Source organism: Marinomonas algicola, from assembly GCF_014805825.1.
GTDB classification, from domain to species: Bacteria; Pseudomonadota; Gammaproteobacteria; order Pseudomonadales; family Marinomonadaceae; genus Marinomonas; species Marinomonas algicola.
Genome location: NZ_CP061941.1, coordinates 1,460,416 through 1,473,482, shown reverse-complemented (window position 1 = coordinate 1,473,482; position 13,067 = coordinate 1,460,416). Strand labels below are relative to the sequence as shown.

The window sequence follows — 13,067 nt, the reverse complement described above, 5'->3', positions numbered from 1 at the left end:
GACCTATTTTTTACTTCCACGATATTCAAGAACTGATTGATAATCAGATAAGACGTCTTGAGTCCTAGCTTTTGTAGTATTTGATACATCAACACTCATAGATGAACGAAACACTTCCACCAGGCCAATTTTAGTGGCGATAATCATTTTCGCTATATCATGCCTACTCAACTCGATAGTAAGGGATAATTCCTGGCGGGTCTCTGAATAAGAATCAATATTCAAAACTTTAACCTGAGTGATTAATGGTGATACTGCTAGAGTTCGAAAAGACTCAATCCTACCATCATTACCTGACCCACCAATATTCTCATCGTCTGAAGTCATAACAACAATATCGATTAAATCACCAACATTGATCCCTGCACCATAAAAATTTGTTTTTGGAATTTTCAGTGAATATGGAGACATTCCCTCAGACAACTGCGCATTTATATAATTATCGTCTTCAGGAGATAGTATGTAATTGACGCCTAAAAACTCATCTTTTTTTATGTCCTTAGCTAATATCATGCCAGTATTGAATTCAATATTCTGATCTTCAGCAATTCCAATTGCTAACGCTTCGCTTTCGCCCACATAAACATATCTAAAGTACTCTGGCTGAACTAAGACCCCTTTATCAAGGTTTTGATTAGACACAACCATTCTTATTTTCAATTCTTCCTCAACACTGACAACATCTGGCTTTGTCATTGATATTGGATCTTGCAGTTGTAAATACAGCCCTATAACACCTAAAAAAACGCACACAAACCCAATTAAAAAAACGGCTCGCTGTCCCATTTAAAGCTCCTAAATTGATACGACTAATAGATACTCAGCCATATCCCAAACAAACAAGACAAAGTAATCGGCACTCCGTAAGGCAAGCCACGCCGCCTAACCTCACTCATCTTATTTGCTAACACCCCGTATACGACATAGATGCATGCCAAAACCGCACCCAAAATTAGAATCAGATAGAGGGTAAGCCACCAGTATTCGGTGGAAATCCCTACTGAATAAGCCGCTAGCAATTTAACATCCCCAGCCCCTATAATAGATAAAGAAAATAAAATCACACCGATAAATAGAATGCCAAACACTCTCAAAATTGCCAATACCGCGCCCCCGTCAAAGCAAGAGCAAAAACACGCCAACATTAGAATTAACAGACAATAACGGTTTGATATAGTCCTACTTCTGATATCGGTATAAATACCGATAACAGAAGCAGATACAAGCATGTAAAAAGCAATATATAAGCTTTGACTCATTAGCCTTTTACTGAAGTCGATATTTTACCGAATGCATCATCAAACGCTGTTTTTAATGTGCCAGTATTACCAAAGACTGTAGCAACCAATGCAGCTACAGCCACACCAACGATTGCGTATTCAATCGCAGTTACTCCAGCCGTATTTTTAGTAAATTTCTTTGCTATTTTAGTTAGAATCATATAACCATCCTTTTGATATTATCATGGGGTTGTATTCAACCTTTAACTTTCTAAAAGAAAACGCAAAATTGAATAATTACAATCCTACTCTGCCAAACTAAGCTTTTCAACTTTTTTACGCGCTAAACACTTATACAAACAGGCTTTTATCACTTCTCATCGTTCCCTTTATTAGGGAGCTTTATATCTACGTACTGACGATATACACTCCCCAATTCAAGCAAGATAAAACCAAAAACAACACCAGACACCCACTGTAAATCCAGTAAAAAGCCCAGTGACGCGATTAAACCGTATAAATAAAGAAGTTTTGTTCTTAACTCTGTGTTTTTACGCCTAAAAAAGAACGTAATTATAAGAAGCGCAATACTAAACTCGACATAATAATTGACCAAAATTGTATATAGCATTTATCCCCTTAGATAGTTAATAATATAACTTTACTTAATCAGGCTGCTTTTGAATGAAATTCATCATTCTAACGATTACCTTACTCTTTTCAATTGATTCTTTCTGTGTTCAAAACATGGCCATCATTGACGATGAACAATCATTGGTGAATTTAGGGAACGTCGCCAGCATTTACCAAGACATAAATAACCAACCAACGGAAAGAATCATAAACAAACATAGCGACCGTCTCTTTACTTATGTCAACAAGCCCTTTATTCACATAACTCAAACGAATGGCAGTATATGGGTTAGAAGCGAGGTGTCTATTCAAAAAACAACCAACAGCGCAACTTACCTTTACATTAAAGCACCTCAGGTAAATGCATTAGAGGTATTCCTTCCTCAGACCCTCAAAGATCAAGCGGCGTACTCAATGGAAACGAATACTATTTTTCATGAGAGAAAAACGCAACACTTAGACCATATCGTTCCCTTACCAGAAACGCTACATAACAGCCTCGTCATTTACCTCAAAGTATCGTCTTCATTACCCGTCAACATACAGTTATTCGCTCTCGACAATACCGAACTAATAAAAATGACGCTTAATAATCTATTACTCTCAAGCCTATTTATAAGCATTTCGTTTATTTTTCTTTTAGGCGGCCTATTACTTTTCATTCAAACAAAACACTCAATGTATGCATTTTATTGCGGTATTTTAATAAGTATTTTAATGCTCCACTTGTCATTCCATGGTTTTTTCCGTTACTTTTTCTCCATCGAAGCCACTAATCTACAAAGTTTTTTTTACGCATTTATACTCTTATATTTATCTACACTCACTTTTTTCTCTCGCTGTTATTTAGACACTCAACTTTACTATCCAAAAATAAATCGATATTTAGCCTTCTTTGGGTGGGGTAATTTCATTCTAAGCATTACGCTTTTCTTTTTTCCGTCCATAGTAAGTACATCATTTTTATTAGCCGATTCACTTATCACAAACACCGCTTTGCTCGGTATCGCACTTTATGCTTATGGAAAAAAAACAACGCACTCAGGTCATTACATTCTCTCAAGAGGCATTGTTTTAATAGGTATGTATCTCTGGATATTGAGCCTTTATGGGATTTACCCTAGTCCAATATTTTATCAATGGGGACTGACCTCCTTGGTATTAATCGAGTCAAGCATCTACTTTATCGGCATGATGAAGCGCATCGCGCCCTTCCGCTTTTCGAATAAAAATCAAATAGCACCCACTACTCAAGACACCAACCTCTCTCCGCTTCTTGCCGATACGGGAGAAAGAATGAGGCGACAAATCAATATTATTGATACTTACGTTAGCTACTGGCAAGCACGACCATTAGAAGAACATGAAAAAAGCCTTACTTCGTATGCTTACACGGCGGCAAATAACCTAAAACTTCTGTCTACAAACTTAACATTACTTGAAAAAGCAGACAGCAAACACGAACAACCTGAGCTAATAGAAAAAATCATTCAAAATGCAATTGATACATTTAACAATACAGATCAAGACAACTCAGATCTTACTATACTCACAAGCGACACCAATGGCGTTGAATTACTGAGTCATATCAAACTACTCAAACAACTTTTAATTAATTTGATCCATGAATGTAAGCACCTAAATGGAGAGCTGCTTACCATCAACTTAGCTCACACTCTGCACAAAAAGCTTGGGATTAAAACGATTGATATTGTCTGTCATCCGATTTCTAATAAAATTAAAAATGAATTTCGTGACAACAATCTAGGGATACGCCTGATAAAGGATATTGTAGATAGATTAAATGGTCGTTTAAAAATCGAAAACGATTCTTTGACAATACACTTCCCAGCCAACTCAAGACAACAGGTTATCACTTTCGATACATTTAAAGCCGACCCAGCTCAAATCCTTGTAATTGGCGACCAATCCGTACTGGTTGAAAGGGTGCTGCGAACACTACAAAACTGGCCAAACAATGTCATTCAAATAAAAAGCATTAATGAGCTACTAACGGATGTCAAAACTCAAACGACAAAAAACACCGTCAACCTTATTCTCATGTTTGAAAATGAAGGGTACATCCCCAACCTTGCATTAAAACAAATTAGAATGAAGCTTCATGCTGGAGATCAATGTATTTTAATTACTGAAAACGTTAAAATGTCGAGAAATTACGCTCTTACCCTTGGATTTGATGACTTGTTTTCTGACCAGAACATAGAACAACACATTAAAGAAAGTCTGAATCGCTTCACGTCCAAAGGCTTAAGAATTAAAAACGCATCACACATTTCGTAAGCAAGTACAAACAACCAAGAATCAAAGGAACAGTTATGGATTGCCTTTTTTGCAAAATTGTTAATAAAGAAATACCGGCAAACATTTTATTCGAAGATGATGATGTCATTGCATTTGAAGACATCATGCCTCAGGCTCCAGTTCATTTTTTAGTCATCCCGAAAAAACACATCGCCACATTAAATGATATTGAGAACACAGACTCACGCATCATTGGTAAATTGCCTATTATCGCCAGCAAAATAGCAAAACAAAAAAACGTTGATCAATCTGGCTTCCGAGTCGTTATGAATTGCAATGAAGACGGCGGCCAAACGGTTTATCATATTCATATGCACGTTCTTGCAGGCAAGCAAATGACTTGGCCTCCAGGCTAGAGGAGAACAACATGGTTTCATTTTTTGACAGGGCAATCGTCCAGCTGGATAGAGCATTAAGAACCGTCACACCAGGTGCCGCCACGGCATCACGCCCATCACCTGCTAATAACCACAAAGAGTCCGAATTTTCTTCTAAGGAAAACAAACACGCAAGTGGGCTTATGCGGATAAACCATACCGGTGAGGTATGCGCTCAAGCTTTATATGCTGGTCAAGCAACAACAGCAAAACTGGAGAGCATTCGCGAGGAAATGGAGCATGCTGCACGCGAAGAAATTGATCATTTAGTTTGGTGCGAACAACGTTTATTAGATTTAAACAGTAAGCCAAGCATACTTAACCCTTTCTTCTATGGCGCGTCGTTTGTTATCGGTGCAGGAGCTGGATTAATCAGTGATAAATTAAGCCTAGGCTTTGTTGCCGCAACAGAAGATCAAGTGTGCTTGCATATTGATAAGCACCTAGATGCGCTACCAACAGAAGATCATCGCAGCAAAGCCGTCTTGCAACAGATGCGATTAGATGAAGCTCAACATAAAGAAATGGCGTTACAATCAGGAGGGTACGTTTTCCCGCCGATCATTATGAGCATAATGACTCGCGTTTCCAAAATTATGACCATGTCGACTTACAGAGTATAATCATGAATAGAGATATCAGTTCAATTAGAAGAGACTACCAGTTTGAAGACTTATTAGAAGAAAGTACTCCAAACGATCCGCTGCAAGTATTTGATGAGTGGCTAAATAAGGCTATTGAAACTTGCCCCGAAGACCCTACGGCAATGACGTTAAGCACAGTTGACCAGAATAATAAACCCCATGCTCGGGTTGTGCTTTTAAAGCAGAGGAGCGAGGAAGGCTTTTCATTTTTCACCAATTATTCAAGCAATAAAGGCGAACAGATTGCTCACAACAACAACGCCTGCCTTACCTTTTTCTGGCCATCACTAAGCCGACAAGTACGCATAGAAGGCCAAATAAAAAAGTTATCACGTAACATATCAGAAGCTTACTTTTTAAGCCGCCCAAAAGGCAGTCAATTGGCTGCAATGGCATCAAATCAAAGTCAACCTGTTGCGCACAGGGAAGATCTCCACGAGAGCGTTAAAAGACTAGAGCAAGAGTATGTAAATTCCAGCATTCCGTGTCCAGATAATTGGGGAGGATACATACTGGAAGCCGATTACATTGAGTTTTGGCAAGGCAGACCAAGTCGGCTCCATGACAGGTTATCCTATGAGAAAAAAGATGATGGCTGGGTAAGAACTCGCTTAGCCCCTTAAGTAACAGGGAGGCAAAATAAACTCTCTACTTTTGCCTCCTTTTCTAACATTTACAAATCACAGTAAAGATGACTATGCCCCCTTCACCGACAAGCTCTAGGCACATTTTTCTCGACGCCTATAGAGGGTCGGCGGTTCTACTAATGATTATCTTTCATTTCTGCTGGGATCTCAGAGAGTTTAACTACATAAGCTACAATCTATTCGACTCATTCTGGGTAAACTTTAGGGCAGTCATTCTCTTCCTTTTTTTAACGGCTGTTGGTTGGTCAACTTATATAAGTAAAATCCCACCCCCTTTCCAAACAAGCCATTTCAAAAAGTTTTTAGTTCGGCAAATGAAGCTACTTATAGCAGCGGCCTCTATTTCACTTATTACCTACCTTGCCTTCCCTTCCCAATGGATTTATTTTGGCATTTTACACTTCATTCTGTTAGCTAGCTTCATTCTCTACCCATTTGCACGTTATCCAAGATTAAACGCTATCATTGGCTTAGCAATTGGCCTGATATTTTTCGTAACAAGCTGGTTACAGTTCCCAAATATACATCACTTTCTTCTTAACGAATTAGGAGCACCCCAATATACTTTAGACATTGTCTATCCTTTTCCCTGGATTGCATGTGTATTTTTTGGCCCAATCATAGGTAAATTTCTGAGTAAAATCACAGTGCGTAACAACTCTTTGGTCAGAATTTTGAGCTGGCTTGGACAACATGCACTTATAATTTACCTACTTCATCAAATCATACTTTACAGTTTAATCAGCGTAGCCACTTTTTTAATAAAGCAACTTAACTGAACACTTATTACACACAAATTGAAAAACCTTTTAGACAAAAAAATCTTTAAAAATATAGTTTAATTCTATTGCCAATTTCACAGTTTCCACATCATGAGCCTATTAACGTAAGTGATCACTTAGTCTGCTTTAAGCGTTTTCAATATCTGATTTTCAAACCTTGATTTTCATCTCAATGAGCTCTATCTTCTACAAAATAATTTTCATGAATCACTACATATAGTATAAAAAAATATAAATAACACTATATAAGGTATTCTCACCATCCTCTTCCTTAGCACAGCACAGTTGGAAAAAACCCCATGACCACCATTACAGTCTCAAAAAGAAACGGCAAGACAGAAACAATTAACTTAGAAAAAATCCATAAAGTTATTACATGGGCCGCTGAAGGATTAGACAATGTTTCCGTATCTCAAGTTGAGCTTAAAGCACAGATTCAATTTTTTGAAGGCATCAAAACGACTCACATCCATGAAACACTGATCAAATCAGCTGCGGACCTTATTTCAGAAGAAACCCCTGACTACCAATACCTGGCGGCACGCCTTGCGATTTTCCATTTACGCAAAAAGGCCTTTGGTCAATTTGAACCCCCTCACTTGTTGGATCATGTTAAAAGCTTAGTAGAGCAAAACCGTTATGATAAACATCTGCTAGAAAACTACTCTCAAGATGATTTTGAAAAAATGAATGACTTTATTGATCATTCTCGCGACATGAATTTTTCTTACGCGGCCGTTAAACAGCTAGAAGGTAAATATCTAGTACAGAACCGCGTGACAGGGAAAATCTATGAAAGCCCTCAATTTATATACATCCTAGTGGCTGCGTGCCTCTTTGCTGACTATGATAAAAACACACGATTAGATTATATCCGCCGCTTTTATGATGCCGTGTCCAAATTTAAACTGTCACTCCCAACACCAATCATGTCTGGGATCAGAACACCAACAAGACAATTTAGCAGCTGTGTTCTAATCGAATGCGGGGACTCATTAGACTCAATAAATGCAACCTCCAGTGCAATCGTTAAATATGTAAGCCAAAGAGCGGGCATTGGTATTAATGCTGGCGCTATACGAGCATTAGGCAGTGCTATACGTGGAGGAGAAGCATTTCACACAGGCTGCATACCTTTTTATAAGCACTTCCAAACAGCCGTAAAAAGCTGCTCTCAAGGCGGTGTCAGAGGTGGCGCGGCAACCGTTTACTATCCAATCTGGCACTTAGAAGTTGAAAGTCTACTTGTACTTAAGAACAATAGAGGTGTAGAGGAAAATAGGGTTCGTCATCTTGACTACGGTGTTCAATTTAACCGCTTAATGTACCAGCGTTTAATTTCTGGTGGAGACATCACCTTATTCAGTCCGTCTGATGTACCGGGTCTATACGATGCGTTCTTCGCTGATCAGGAAAAATTCGAAACACTGTATGTGCAATATGAAAATGATAGCGCTATTCGTAAAACGCGAATTAAAGCGTCCGATTTGTTCACATTGTTTGCCTCAGAAAGAGCCAGCACAGGTAGAATTTATTTACAAAATGTTGACCACTGCAATACTCATAGCCCATTTGATCCAGCTGTTGCACCGATAAAACAAAGTAATTTGTGTTTGGAAATTGCTCTCCCGACAAAACCACTGAATAAAATTGATGATACCGAAGGGGAAATTGCTCTTTGCACCTTATCGGCGTTCAATTTAGGCGCTCTTGAGAGCTTAGATGAGTTAGAAGAGCTATCTGAATTGATTGTGCGAGCACTTGATAGCTTACTTGACTATCAGAACTACCCGATTTATGCCGCTCAGAAAGCGACTGAGTTACGTCGTACATTAGGTGTTGGTGTTATTAACTACGCTTATTATCTTGCTAAAAATGGTGTTCGTTATTCGGATGGAAGCGCAAATGAATTGACTCATCAAACATTTGAAGCCATTCAATATTACCTCCTTAAGGCCTCCAATAAACTGTCTAAGGAATTTGGACCATGCCTAGCTTTTGATGATACAACTTATTCAAAAGGTATTTTACCAATTGATACCTATAAAAAAGAATTAGATGCCGTCTGCAACACTGAGCTTGTGTACGACTGGGAAACGTTAAGGTCTGATATTGTTACTCATGGCCTTAGAAACTCTACTTTAACGGCACTAATGCCATCTGAAACCTCTTCTCAAATTAGTAATGCAACCAATGGTATTGAACCACCAAGGGGCTTTGTTTCAGTTAAAGCGAGTAAAGATGGTATATTAAAACAAGTGGTTCCGGATTTTGAAAAGCTGAAAAACAATTACGAATTATTGTGGACCATACCTTCAAATGAAGGTTACTTACAGCTAGTCGGCATTATGCAAAAGTTTATTGATCAGTCTATTTCAGCAAACACAAACTATGATCCACAAAGGTTTGACTCCAATAAAGTACCAATGAAGGTGTTGTTAAAAGACCTTTTAATGGCTTACAAGCTAGGCATTAAAACCTTGTACTATCACAACACTCGCGATGGGGCAGAAGACAAACAAGAAGACATGGACGACTGCGCTAGCGGTGCATGTAAGATATAATAAACCGTTCGCATGCTATGCGGAAATAGAGCCTCTCTCGTTCCGCATTTTACTTTATCAACAACACTCTGATTAATATAATTAAGTTAAAGGAAACACATCAACTCATGAGCTACTCTACTTTCAACAGAAAGCGTTTTGATAGTATGAAAGAACCCATGTTCTTTGGGCAAAATGTCAATGTTGCTCGCTACGATCAACAAAAGCACCCAATTTTTGAAAAGCTCATTGAAAAACAGCTCTCTTTTTTTTGGAGACCAGAAGAGGTTGATTTATCCTCAGACCGCAAAGATTTTCAAAAACTAGAAGAGCACGAACAACACATTTTTTTAAGCAACCTTAAATACCAAACATTACTGGACAGCGTTCAGGGACGCTCTCCCAATGTGGCCTTGCTACCTATCGTCTCTTTACCAGAGCTAGAAACATGGATAGAAACATGGGCATTTAGTGAAACCATCCACAGCCGTTCCTATACACACATTATTCGTAATATCGTCAACGATCCTACCGTTGTCTTTGACGATATTACTGTAAATGAAGAAATCACACGCCGTGCCGATAGTGTATCAAAATACTATGATCGTCTAATTGAAATGGTAAACCTGTACAACACATTAGGCATAGGAACACATACTATTTCGGGTCGTGGTGATGTCGTTATCAGCATGAAAGAATTGAAGAAAGCACTTTACTTAACAATCGCATCAGTAAATGTGCTTGAAGCGATACGGTTCTACGTCAGTTTTGCCTGCAGCTTTGCGTTCGCCGAAAGAACATTAATGGAAGGTAATGCAAAAATCATCAAATTAATTGCTCGTGATGAAGCTCTTCATCTAACGGGAACTCAACACATGCTAAACCTAATGGCCGATGGTAGAGATGACCCTGAAATGGCTGTTATTGCTCGTGAATGCAAAGAAGACATGATAAATATTTTTATTGAAGCGGCAGAACAAGAAAAAGATTGGTCACGCTATCTGTTCAAAGATGGCTCTATGATTGGTCTAAATGCCCAGATTTTAAGTCAATATGTAGAATACATTACCAACATGCGCATGCAAGCCGTTGGTCTAGAGCCTTATTTTAATACTAAAAGTAACCCTATCCCTTGGATTAACTCATGGTTGGTTAGTGATAATGTACAAGTTGCTCCTCAGGAAGCAGAAATAAGCTCTTACTTAGTTGGCCAAATTGATAACGATTTAGGTGAATCAGATTTCGATGACTTTGACCTCTAATACACCACTAAAAGACAGCCAAGATACTCCCCTTCATAGAGTGCTGTGGGGAAAGAAACAAATATTGGTAAATGACCAAGAACCATTATTACCTCAGCTCGAAAGAGCTGGGGTTTTTGTGGAATATCAGTGCCGAGAAGGCTATTGCAGTTCTTGCTCATTAAAATTAATTAGAGGTCATGTCATGTACCCTTCAGAACCATTGGCCTGGGTTCAAAGTGGTTATTTGTTAGCCTGTTGCGCCATTGTGAAAAGTGATATTGAAATTGCTTTTCTTAGTTAGTAAATAAGGTAGCCTCTACTTCAATGTCCTATAACCTGCATATAATCGAGTGCAGGTTGTAAGCCAGCAAATCCCACCAAATAACCACGCTGCAATGGCAAAATAACTAGGAAAAATACATACGAAAATGTAAAAACCAATTGTTTCACCCCCTTCAGCTAAGCCGCCAAGATAAAACAAGGATTTACTCCCGTAGTCTAAGCTACGAATTTCTCTTTTTTCAGCCATGACGGCAAAAGCCAAAAAGCTGCTTCCCGTTCCCATAAAAGAAAAAATAAGAAATGCGGCCGCTATCGCATTATTACTTGAATCAGCCAAAGCAAAACCAAAAACCACAGCCGAATAAAAAATGAAGTCTAAGGTTATGTCAAGGTACCCTCCTAAGTCAGTGGGTTGTTTCAACCTAGCAACAGCACCATCCAGCCCATCCATAAAGCGATTTAATAAAATGAACAATAATGCTAACTCATATCTCTGATATAACAATGCGGGTAGAGACATCATCCCTATTATAAAGCCTAAGATGGTTATTTGATTTGCTGTAATACCAGCCCGCACAGCCAAAAAGGCCACTTTAGTTAATGGGTCACGTAGGTGCTTAATAAAATATTTATCTAACATGTAAAACGGTCTTTATTGAAAAGTAAGAAACTTGTTAAACTGGTAATTTAACATACAGATGCACAACTATGATTTATGCGAAACAATATGGTCAAACAGGTAAACACCTTATAATACTTCATGGACTATTTGGTAATTGCGATAACTGGCATTCAATCGCGCAGAACCTAAGTGAGTACTATCAAGTACACTGTTTAGACCTTCCGAACCATGGAAACTCCTCCGAGTTAAAAGAAGCTACCTACCCTAATACAGCGAAAGCCATCATTGAATGGATGGATCATAACTCTATTACGGAATCTTACCTACTTGGACATTCGATGGGAGGAAAAGTTGCAATGCAAATTGCATCAGATGCTCCCGAACGTATTATTAAATTGATGATTGCTGATATTTCCCCTGTTGACTATAGCCCCAGCCACTTGGAAATTTTTAAAGGACTGAAAGCCATTAACTTAAAAAAGATCAAAAACCGCTCAGAAGCCGATGAACAGCTCTCTAACTACGTGTCAGATATCAATGTAAAACGCTTTCTTTTGAAGAACCTTATTAAGAAAGAAGAGACATTTAGTTGGAGAATAGCACTCGATACGCTTCAAAATAATTATCAAACCATACTTAAAAAACCTTTAATGAATAAGGCTTATACTAAGCCAACATTATTTATTAAAGGAGAACGGTCTCATTATATTGAACCAGAACATAAAAACGCGATATTAGAGCACTTTCCAAATACGACAGTTAAAACCATTCAAGGAACCGGACATTGGCTTCACGCCGAAAAACCCGTGCCATTTATCTCATTAATCAAGCGTTTTTGCACACCCTAATTCTGGACAGAGCCCAAAAGCATTTTCCAAATACTTTGCCGAGGGTAGGACCAATCCAAAGGATCGCACCAAATACGGATTAAAGACAATTTTAAGATTGGGAGGATAAAAAGGGGCTACGGTACCCATAGGGTATGCGTTTAGATGCACTAAAAGATTCGCTAACGATCTTATTTGCTCTTCTGCATCAGAATAAATAGAAAACAATGCACCAGCTTTAACAAAATTATTGGATGGCCCCACCATGATTTTTCGTTGACGAAAACATAACTTCAAGACATCTTGGATTATTTGAGGCAGATACAACTCTGAGTCTATCAGAGAAAACATAGCATCCGTATCTGCAACGGTATTATTCATTGCTTTAATTATGGAAGCTCGATCATTTGAGGTAGGGCTAAAAACAAAACTCAGTTCATGCAAAGAAGCCTGTTCTTGAAAATACTTTTCATCTAGCTTTAAGTTTTGACTAAACACTAGCCCTAAGCGATTTACGTTAGGCAAAATGTATTTCAAGACACGCAGCCTCAATGCTAAGTTCGCACCTGAAAATACAGCGGTCGATGGTGAAAGACAGCGATCTCTTACCGATAAGTACTCTTCTCTTCCAAGGAAAATAGCGACTATAGTCTTATCTGAAGGTGCATTACACACGGCTCTAAAGACCTTTAAACCAACGGCTATAACAATTTGAGGGAGCGATTCCTTATTAGAAGAAACATATGTAGACGAATCCATAGACTGCATTCCAATAAAATCAGAATACGTTTCAATCTTATGAATTATCACATTGGCCGCTTTAAAATTCCTTTCATGCACAATAACAGCATTGGCACTGGCGGCTGAAAAAAAGAAACTTGTAAACAGTACCAAAAAAAGCTGCTTCACTACTCTTCCATAAAG

The 13,067-nt window shown here is 38.4% G+C and carries 15 protein-coding genes; 9 read left to right on the top strand and 6 right to left on the bottom strand.

All coding sequences use genetic code 11. The annotated features are described in order from the left end of the window. Positions 1–3: 3 nt before the first annotated feature. The 4 genes from IEZ33_RS06595 to IEZ33_RS06580 all read right to left on the bottom strand — a co-directional run bounded on the left by IEZ33_RS06595 (position 4) and on the right by IEZ33_RS06580 (position 1,851). A complete protein-coding gene (locus tag IEZ33_RS06595; RefSeq protein ID WP_191602896.1) occupies positions 4–786 on the bottom strand; it encodes a CpaB family protein in 783 nt (260 codons plus the stop codon). A gap of 23 nt (positions 787–809) precedes the next feature. Next, entirely contained in the window at positions 810–1,259 is a 450-nt protein-coding gene (locus tag IEZ33_RS06590; protein ID WP_191602895.1) for an A24 family peptidase, read from the bottom strand. Beyond that, on the bottom strand, positions 1,259–1,441 hold the full coding sequence (locus IEZ33_RS06585) for a Flp family type IVb pilin (protein WP_191602894.1): 183 nt from the start codon (positions 1,439–1,441) through the stop codon (positions 1,259–1,261). The genes IEZ33_RS06590 and IEZ33_RS06585 overlap by 1 nt, the downstream gene beginning before the upstream one ends. Before the next feature lie 149 nt (positions 1,442–1,590). Then, positions 1,591–1,851, bottom strand: a complete 261-nt coding sequence (locus IEZ33_RS06580; protein ID WP_191602893.1) for a hypothetical protein — start codon at positions 1,849–1,851, stop codon at positions 1,591–1,593. Positions 1,852–1,904: 53 nt separating this feature from the next. On the opposite strand from IEZ33_RS06580, the gene IEZ33_RS06575 reads away from it, so the two are divergent. From IEZ33_RS06575 to yfaE, 8 genes are all read left to right on the top strand, one after another. Continuing rightward, complete coding sequence (locus tag IEZ33_RS06575) at positions 1,905–4,154, top strand: 7TMR-DISM family protein (protein WP_191602892.1); 2,250 nt, start codon at positions 1,905–1,907, stop codon at positions 4,152–4,154. 35 nt (positions 4,155–4,189) lie between these two features. Continuing rightward, positions 4,190–4,531 (top strand): histidine triad nucleotide-binding protein, encoded by a 342-nt coding sequence (locus IEZ33_RS06570; protein ID WP_191602891.1) that lies wholly within the window; start codon positions 4,190–4,192, stop codon positions 4,529–4,531. An 11-nt stretch (positions 4,532–4,542) separates the two neighbouring features. Continuing rightward, positions 4,543–5,175, top strand: coding sequence for a 2-polyprenyl-3-methyl-6-methoxy-1,4-benzoquinone monooxygenase (gene coq7 / locus IEZ33_RS06565; protein WP_191602890.1), 633 nt, complete (start codon positions 4,543–4,545; stop codon positions 5,173–5,175). A gap of 2 nt (positions 5,176–5,177) precedes the next feature. Further along, positions 5,178–5,819, top strand: coding sequence for a pyridoxamine 5'-phosphate oxidase (gene pdxH / locus IEZ33_RS06560; RefSeq protein WP_191602889.1), 642 nt, complete (start codon positions 5,178–5,180; stop codon positions 5,817–5,819). Between the two features lie 68 nt (positions 5,820–5,887). Then, the gene (locus IEZ33_RS06555) at positions 5,888–6,622 is read left to right on the top strand and encodes a heparan-alpha-glucosaminide N-acetyltransferase (RefSeq protein ID WP_338040944.1); all 735 of its coding nucleotides are present in this window, start codon (positions 5,888–5,890) and stop codon (positions 6,620–6,622) included. 302 nt (positions 6,623–6,924) lie between these two features. Beyond that, positions 6,925–9,189 carry a class 1a ribonucleoside-diphosphate reductase subunit alpha gene (nrdA, locus tag IEZ33_RS06550; protein WP_191602887.1) on the top strand — a complete coding sequence of 755 codons (2,265 nt, stop codon included), beginning with the start codon at positions 6,925–6,927 and terminating at the stop codon, positions 9,187–9,189. Positions 9,190–9,296: 107 nt separating this feature from the next. After that, entirely contained in the window at positions 9,297–10,430 is a 1,134-nt protein-coding gene (nrdB, locus tag IEZ33_RS06545) for a class Ia ribonucleoside-diphosphate reductase subunit beta (protein ID WP_191602886.1), read from the top strand. Beyond that, complete coding sequence (gene yfaE, locus IEZ33_RS06540; RefSeq protein WP_191602885.1) at positions 10,414–10,713, top strand: class I ribonucleotide reductase maintenance protein YfaE; 300 nt, start codon at positions 10,414–10,416, stop codon at positions 10,711–10,713. Before nrdB ends, yfaE begins: the two co-directional genes overlap by 17 nt. A gap of 15 nt (positions 10,714–10,728) precedes the next feature. Here yfaE and IEZ33_RS06535 read toward each other — a convergent pair whose 3' ends face one another. Further along, complete coding sequence (locus tag IEZ33_RS06535; protein WP_191602884.1) at positions 10,729–11,334, bottom strand: CDP-alcohol phosphatidyltransferase family protein; 606 nt, start codon at positions 11,332–11,334, stop codon at positions 10,729–10,731. Between the two features lie 68 nt (positions 11,335–11,402). Between IEZ33_RS06535 and IEZ33_RS06530 the strand changes: the two genes are divergently transcribed. Beyond that, positions 11,403–12,164, top strand: coding sequence for an alpha/beta fold hydrolase (locus tag IEZ33_RS06530; protein ID WP_191602883.1), 762 nt, complete (start codon positions 11,403–11,405; stop codon positions 12,162–12,164). On the opposite strand, the gene IEZ33_RS06525 is transcribed toward IEZ33_RS06530, so the two are convergent. Further along, a complete protein-coding gene (locus IEZ33_RS06525) occupies positions 12,138–13,052 on the bottom strand; it encodes a hypothetical protein (RefSeq protein ID WP_191602882.1) in 915 nt (304 codons plus the stop codon). The genes IEZ33_RS06530 and IEZ33_RS06525 overlap by 27 nt on opposite strands. Positions 13,053–13,067 lie beyond the last annotated feature (15 nt).

What these genes read in the sequence shown, in the direction of transcription:
- IEZ33_RS06595 (WP_191602896.1), bottom strand. Translation starts at nt 786, where the DNA reads ATGGGACAGCGAGCCGTTTTTTTAATTGGGTTTGTGTGCGTTTTTTTA.
- IEZ33_RS06590 (WP_191602895.1), bottom strand. Translation starts at nt 1,259, where the DNA reads ATGAGTCAAAGCTTATATATTGCTTTTTACATGCTTGTATCTGCTTCT.
- IEZ33_RS06585 (WP_191602894.1), bottom strand. Translation starts at nt 1,441, where the DNA reads ATGATTCTAACTAAAATAGCAAAGAAATTTACTAAAAATACGGCTGGA.
- IEZ33_RS06580 (WP_191602893.1), bottom strand. Translation starts at nt 1,851, where the DNA reads ATGCTATATACAATTTTGGTCAATTATTATGTCGAGTTTAGTATTGCG.
- IEZ33_RS06575 (WP_191602892.1), top strand. Translation starts at nt 1,905, where the DNA reads ATGAAATTCATCATTCTAACGATTACCTTACTCTTTTCAATTGATTCT.
- IEZ33_RS06570 (WP_191602891.1), top strand. Translation starts at nt 4,190, where the DNA reads ATGGATTGCCTTTTTTGCAAAATTGTTAATAAAGAAATACCGGCAAAC.
- coq7 (WP_191602890.1), top strand. Translation starts at nt 4,543, where the DNA reads ATGGTTTCATTTTTTGACAGGGCAATCGTCCAGCTGGATAGAGCATTA.
- pdxH (WP_191602889.1), top strand. Translation starts at nt 5,178, where the DNA reads ATGAATAGAGATATCAGTTCAATTAGAAGAGACTACCAGTTTGAAGAC.
- IEZ33_RS06555 (WP_338040944.1), top strand. Translation starts at nt 5,888, where the DNA reads ATGACTATGCCCCCTTCACCGACAAGCTCTAGGCACATTTTTCTCGAC.
- nrdA (WP_191602887.1), top strand. Translation starts at nt 6,925, where the DNA reads ATGACCACCATTACAGTCTCAAAAAGAAACGGCAAGACAGAAACAATT.
- nrdB (WP_191602886.1), top strand. Translation starts at nt 9,297, where the DNA reads ATGAGCTACTCTACTTTCAACAGAAAGCGTTTTGATAGTATGAAAGAA.
- yfaE (WP_191602885.1), top strand. Translation starts at nt 10,414, where the DNA reads ATGACTTTGACCTCTAATACACCACTAAAAGACAGCCAAGATACTCCC.
- IEZ33_RS06535 (WP_191602884.1), bottom strand. Translation starts at nt 11,334, where the DNA reads ATGTTAGATAAATATTTTATTAAGCACCTACGTGACCCATTAACTAAA.
- IEZ33_RS06530 (WP_191602883.1), top strand. Translation starts at nt 11,403, where the DNA reads ATGATTTATGCGAAACAATATGGTCAAACAGGTAAACACCTTATAATA.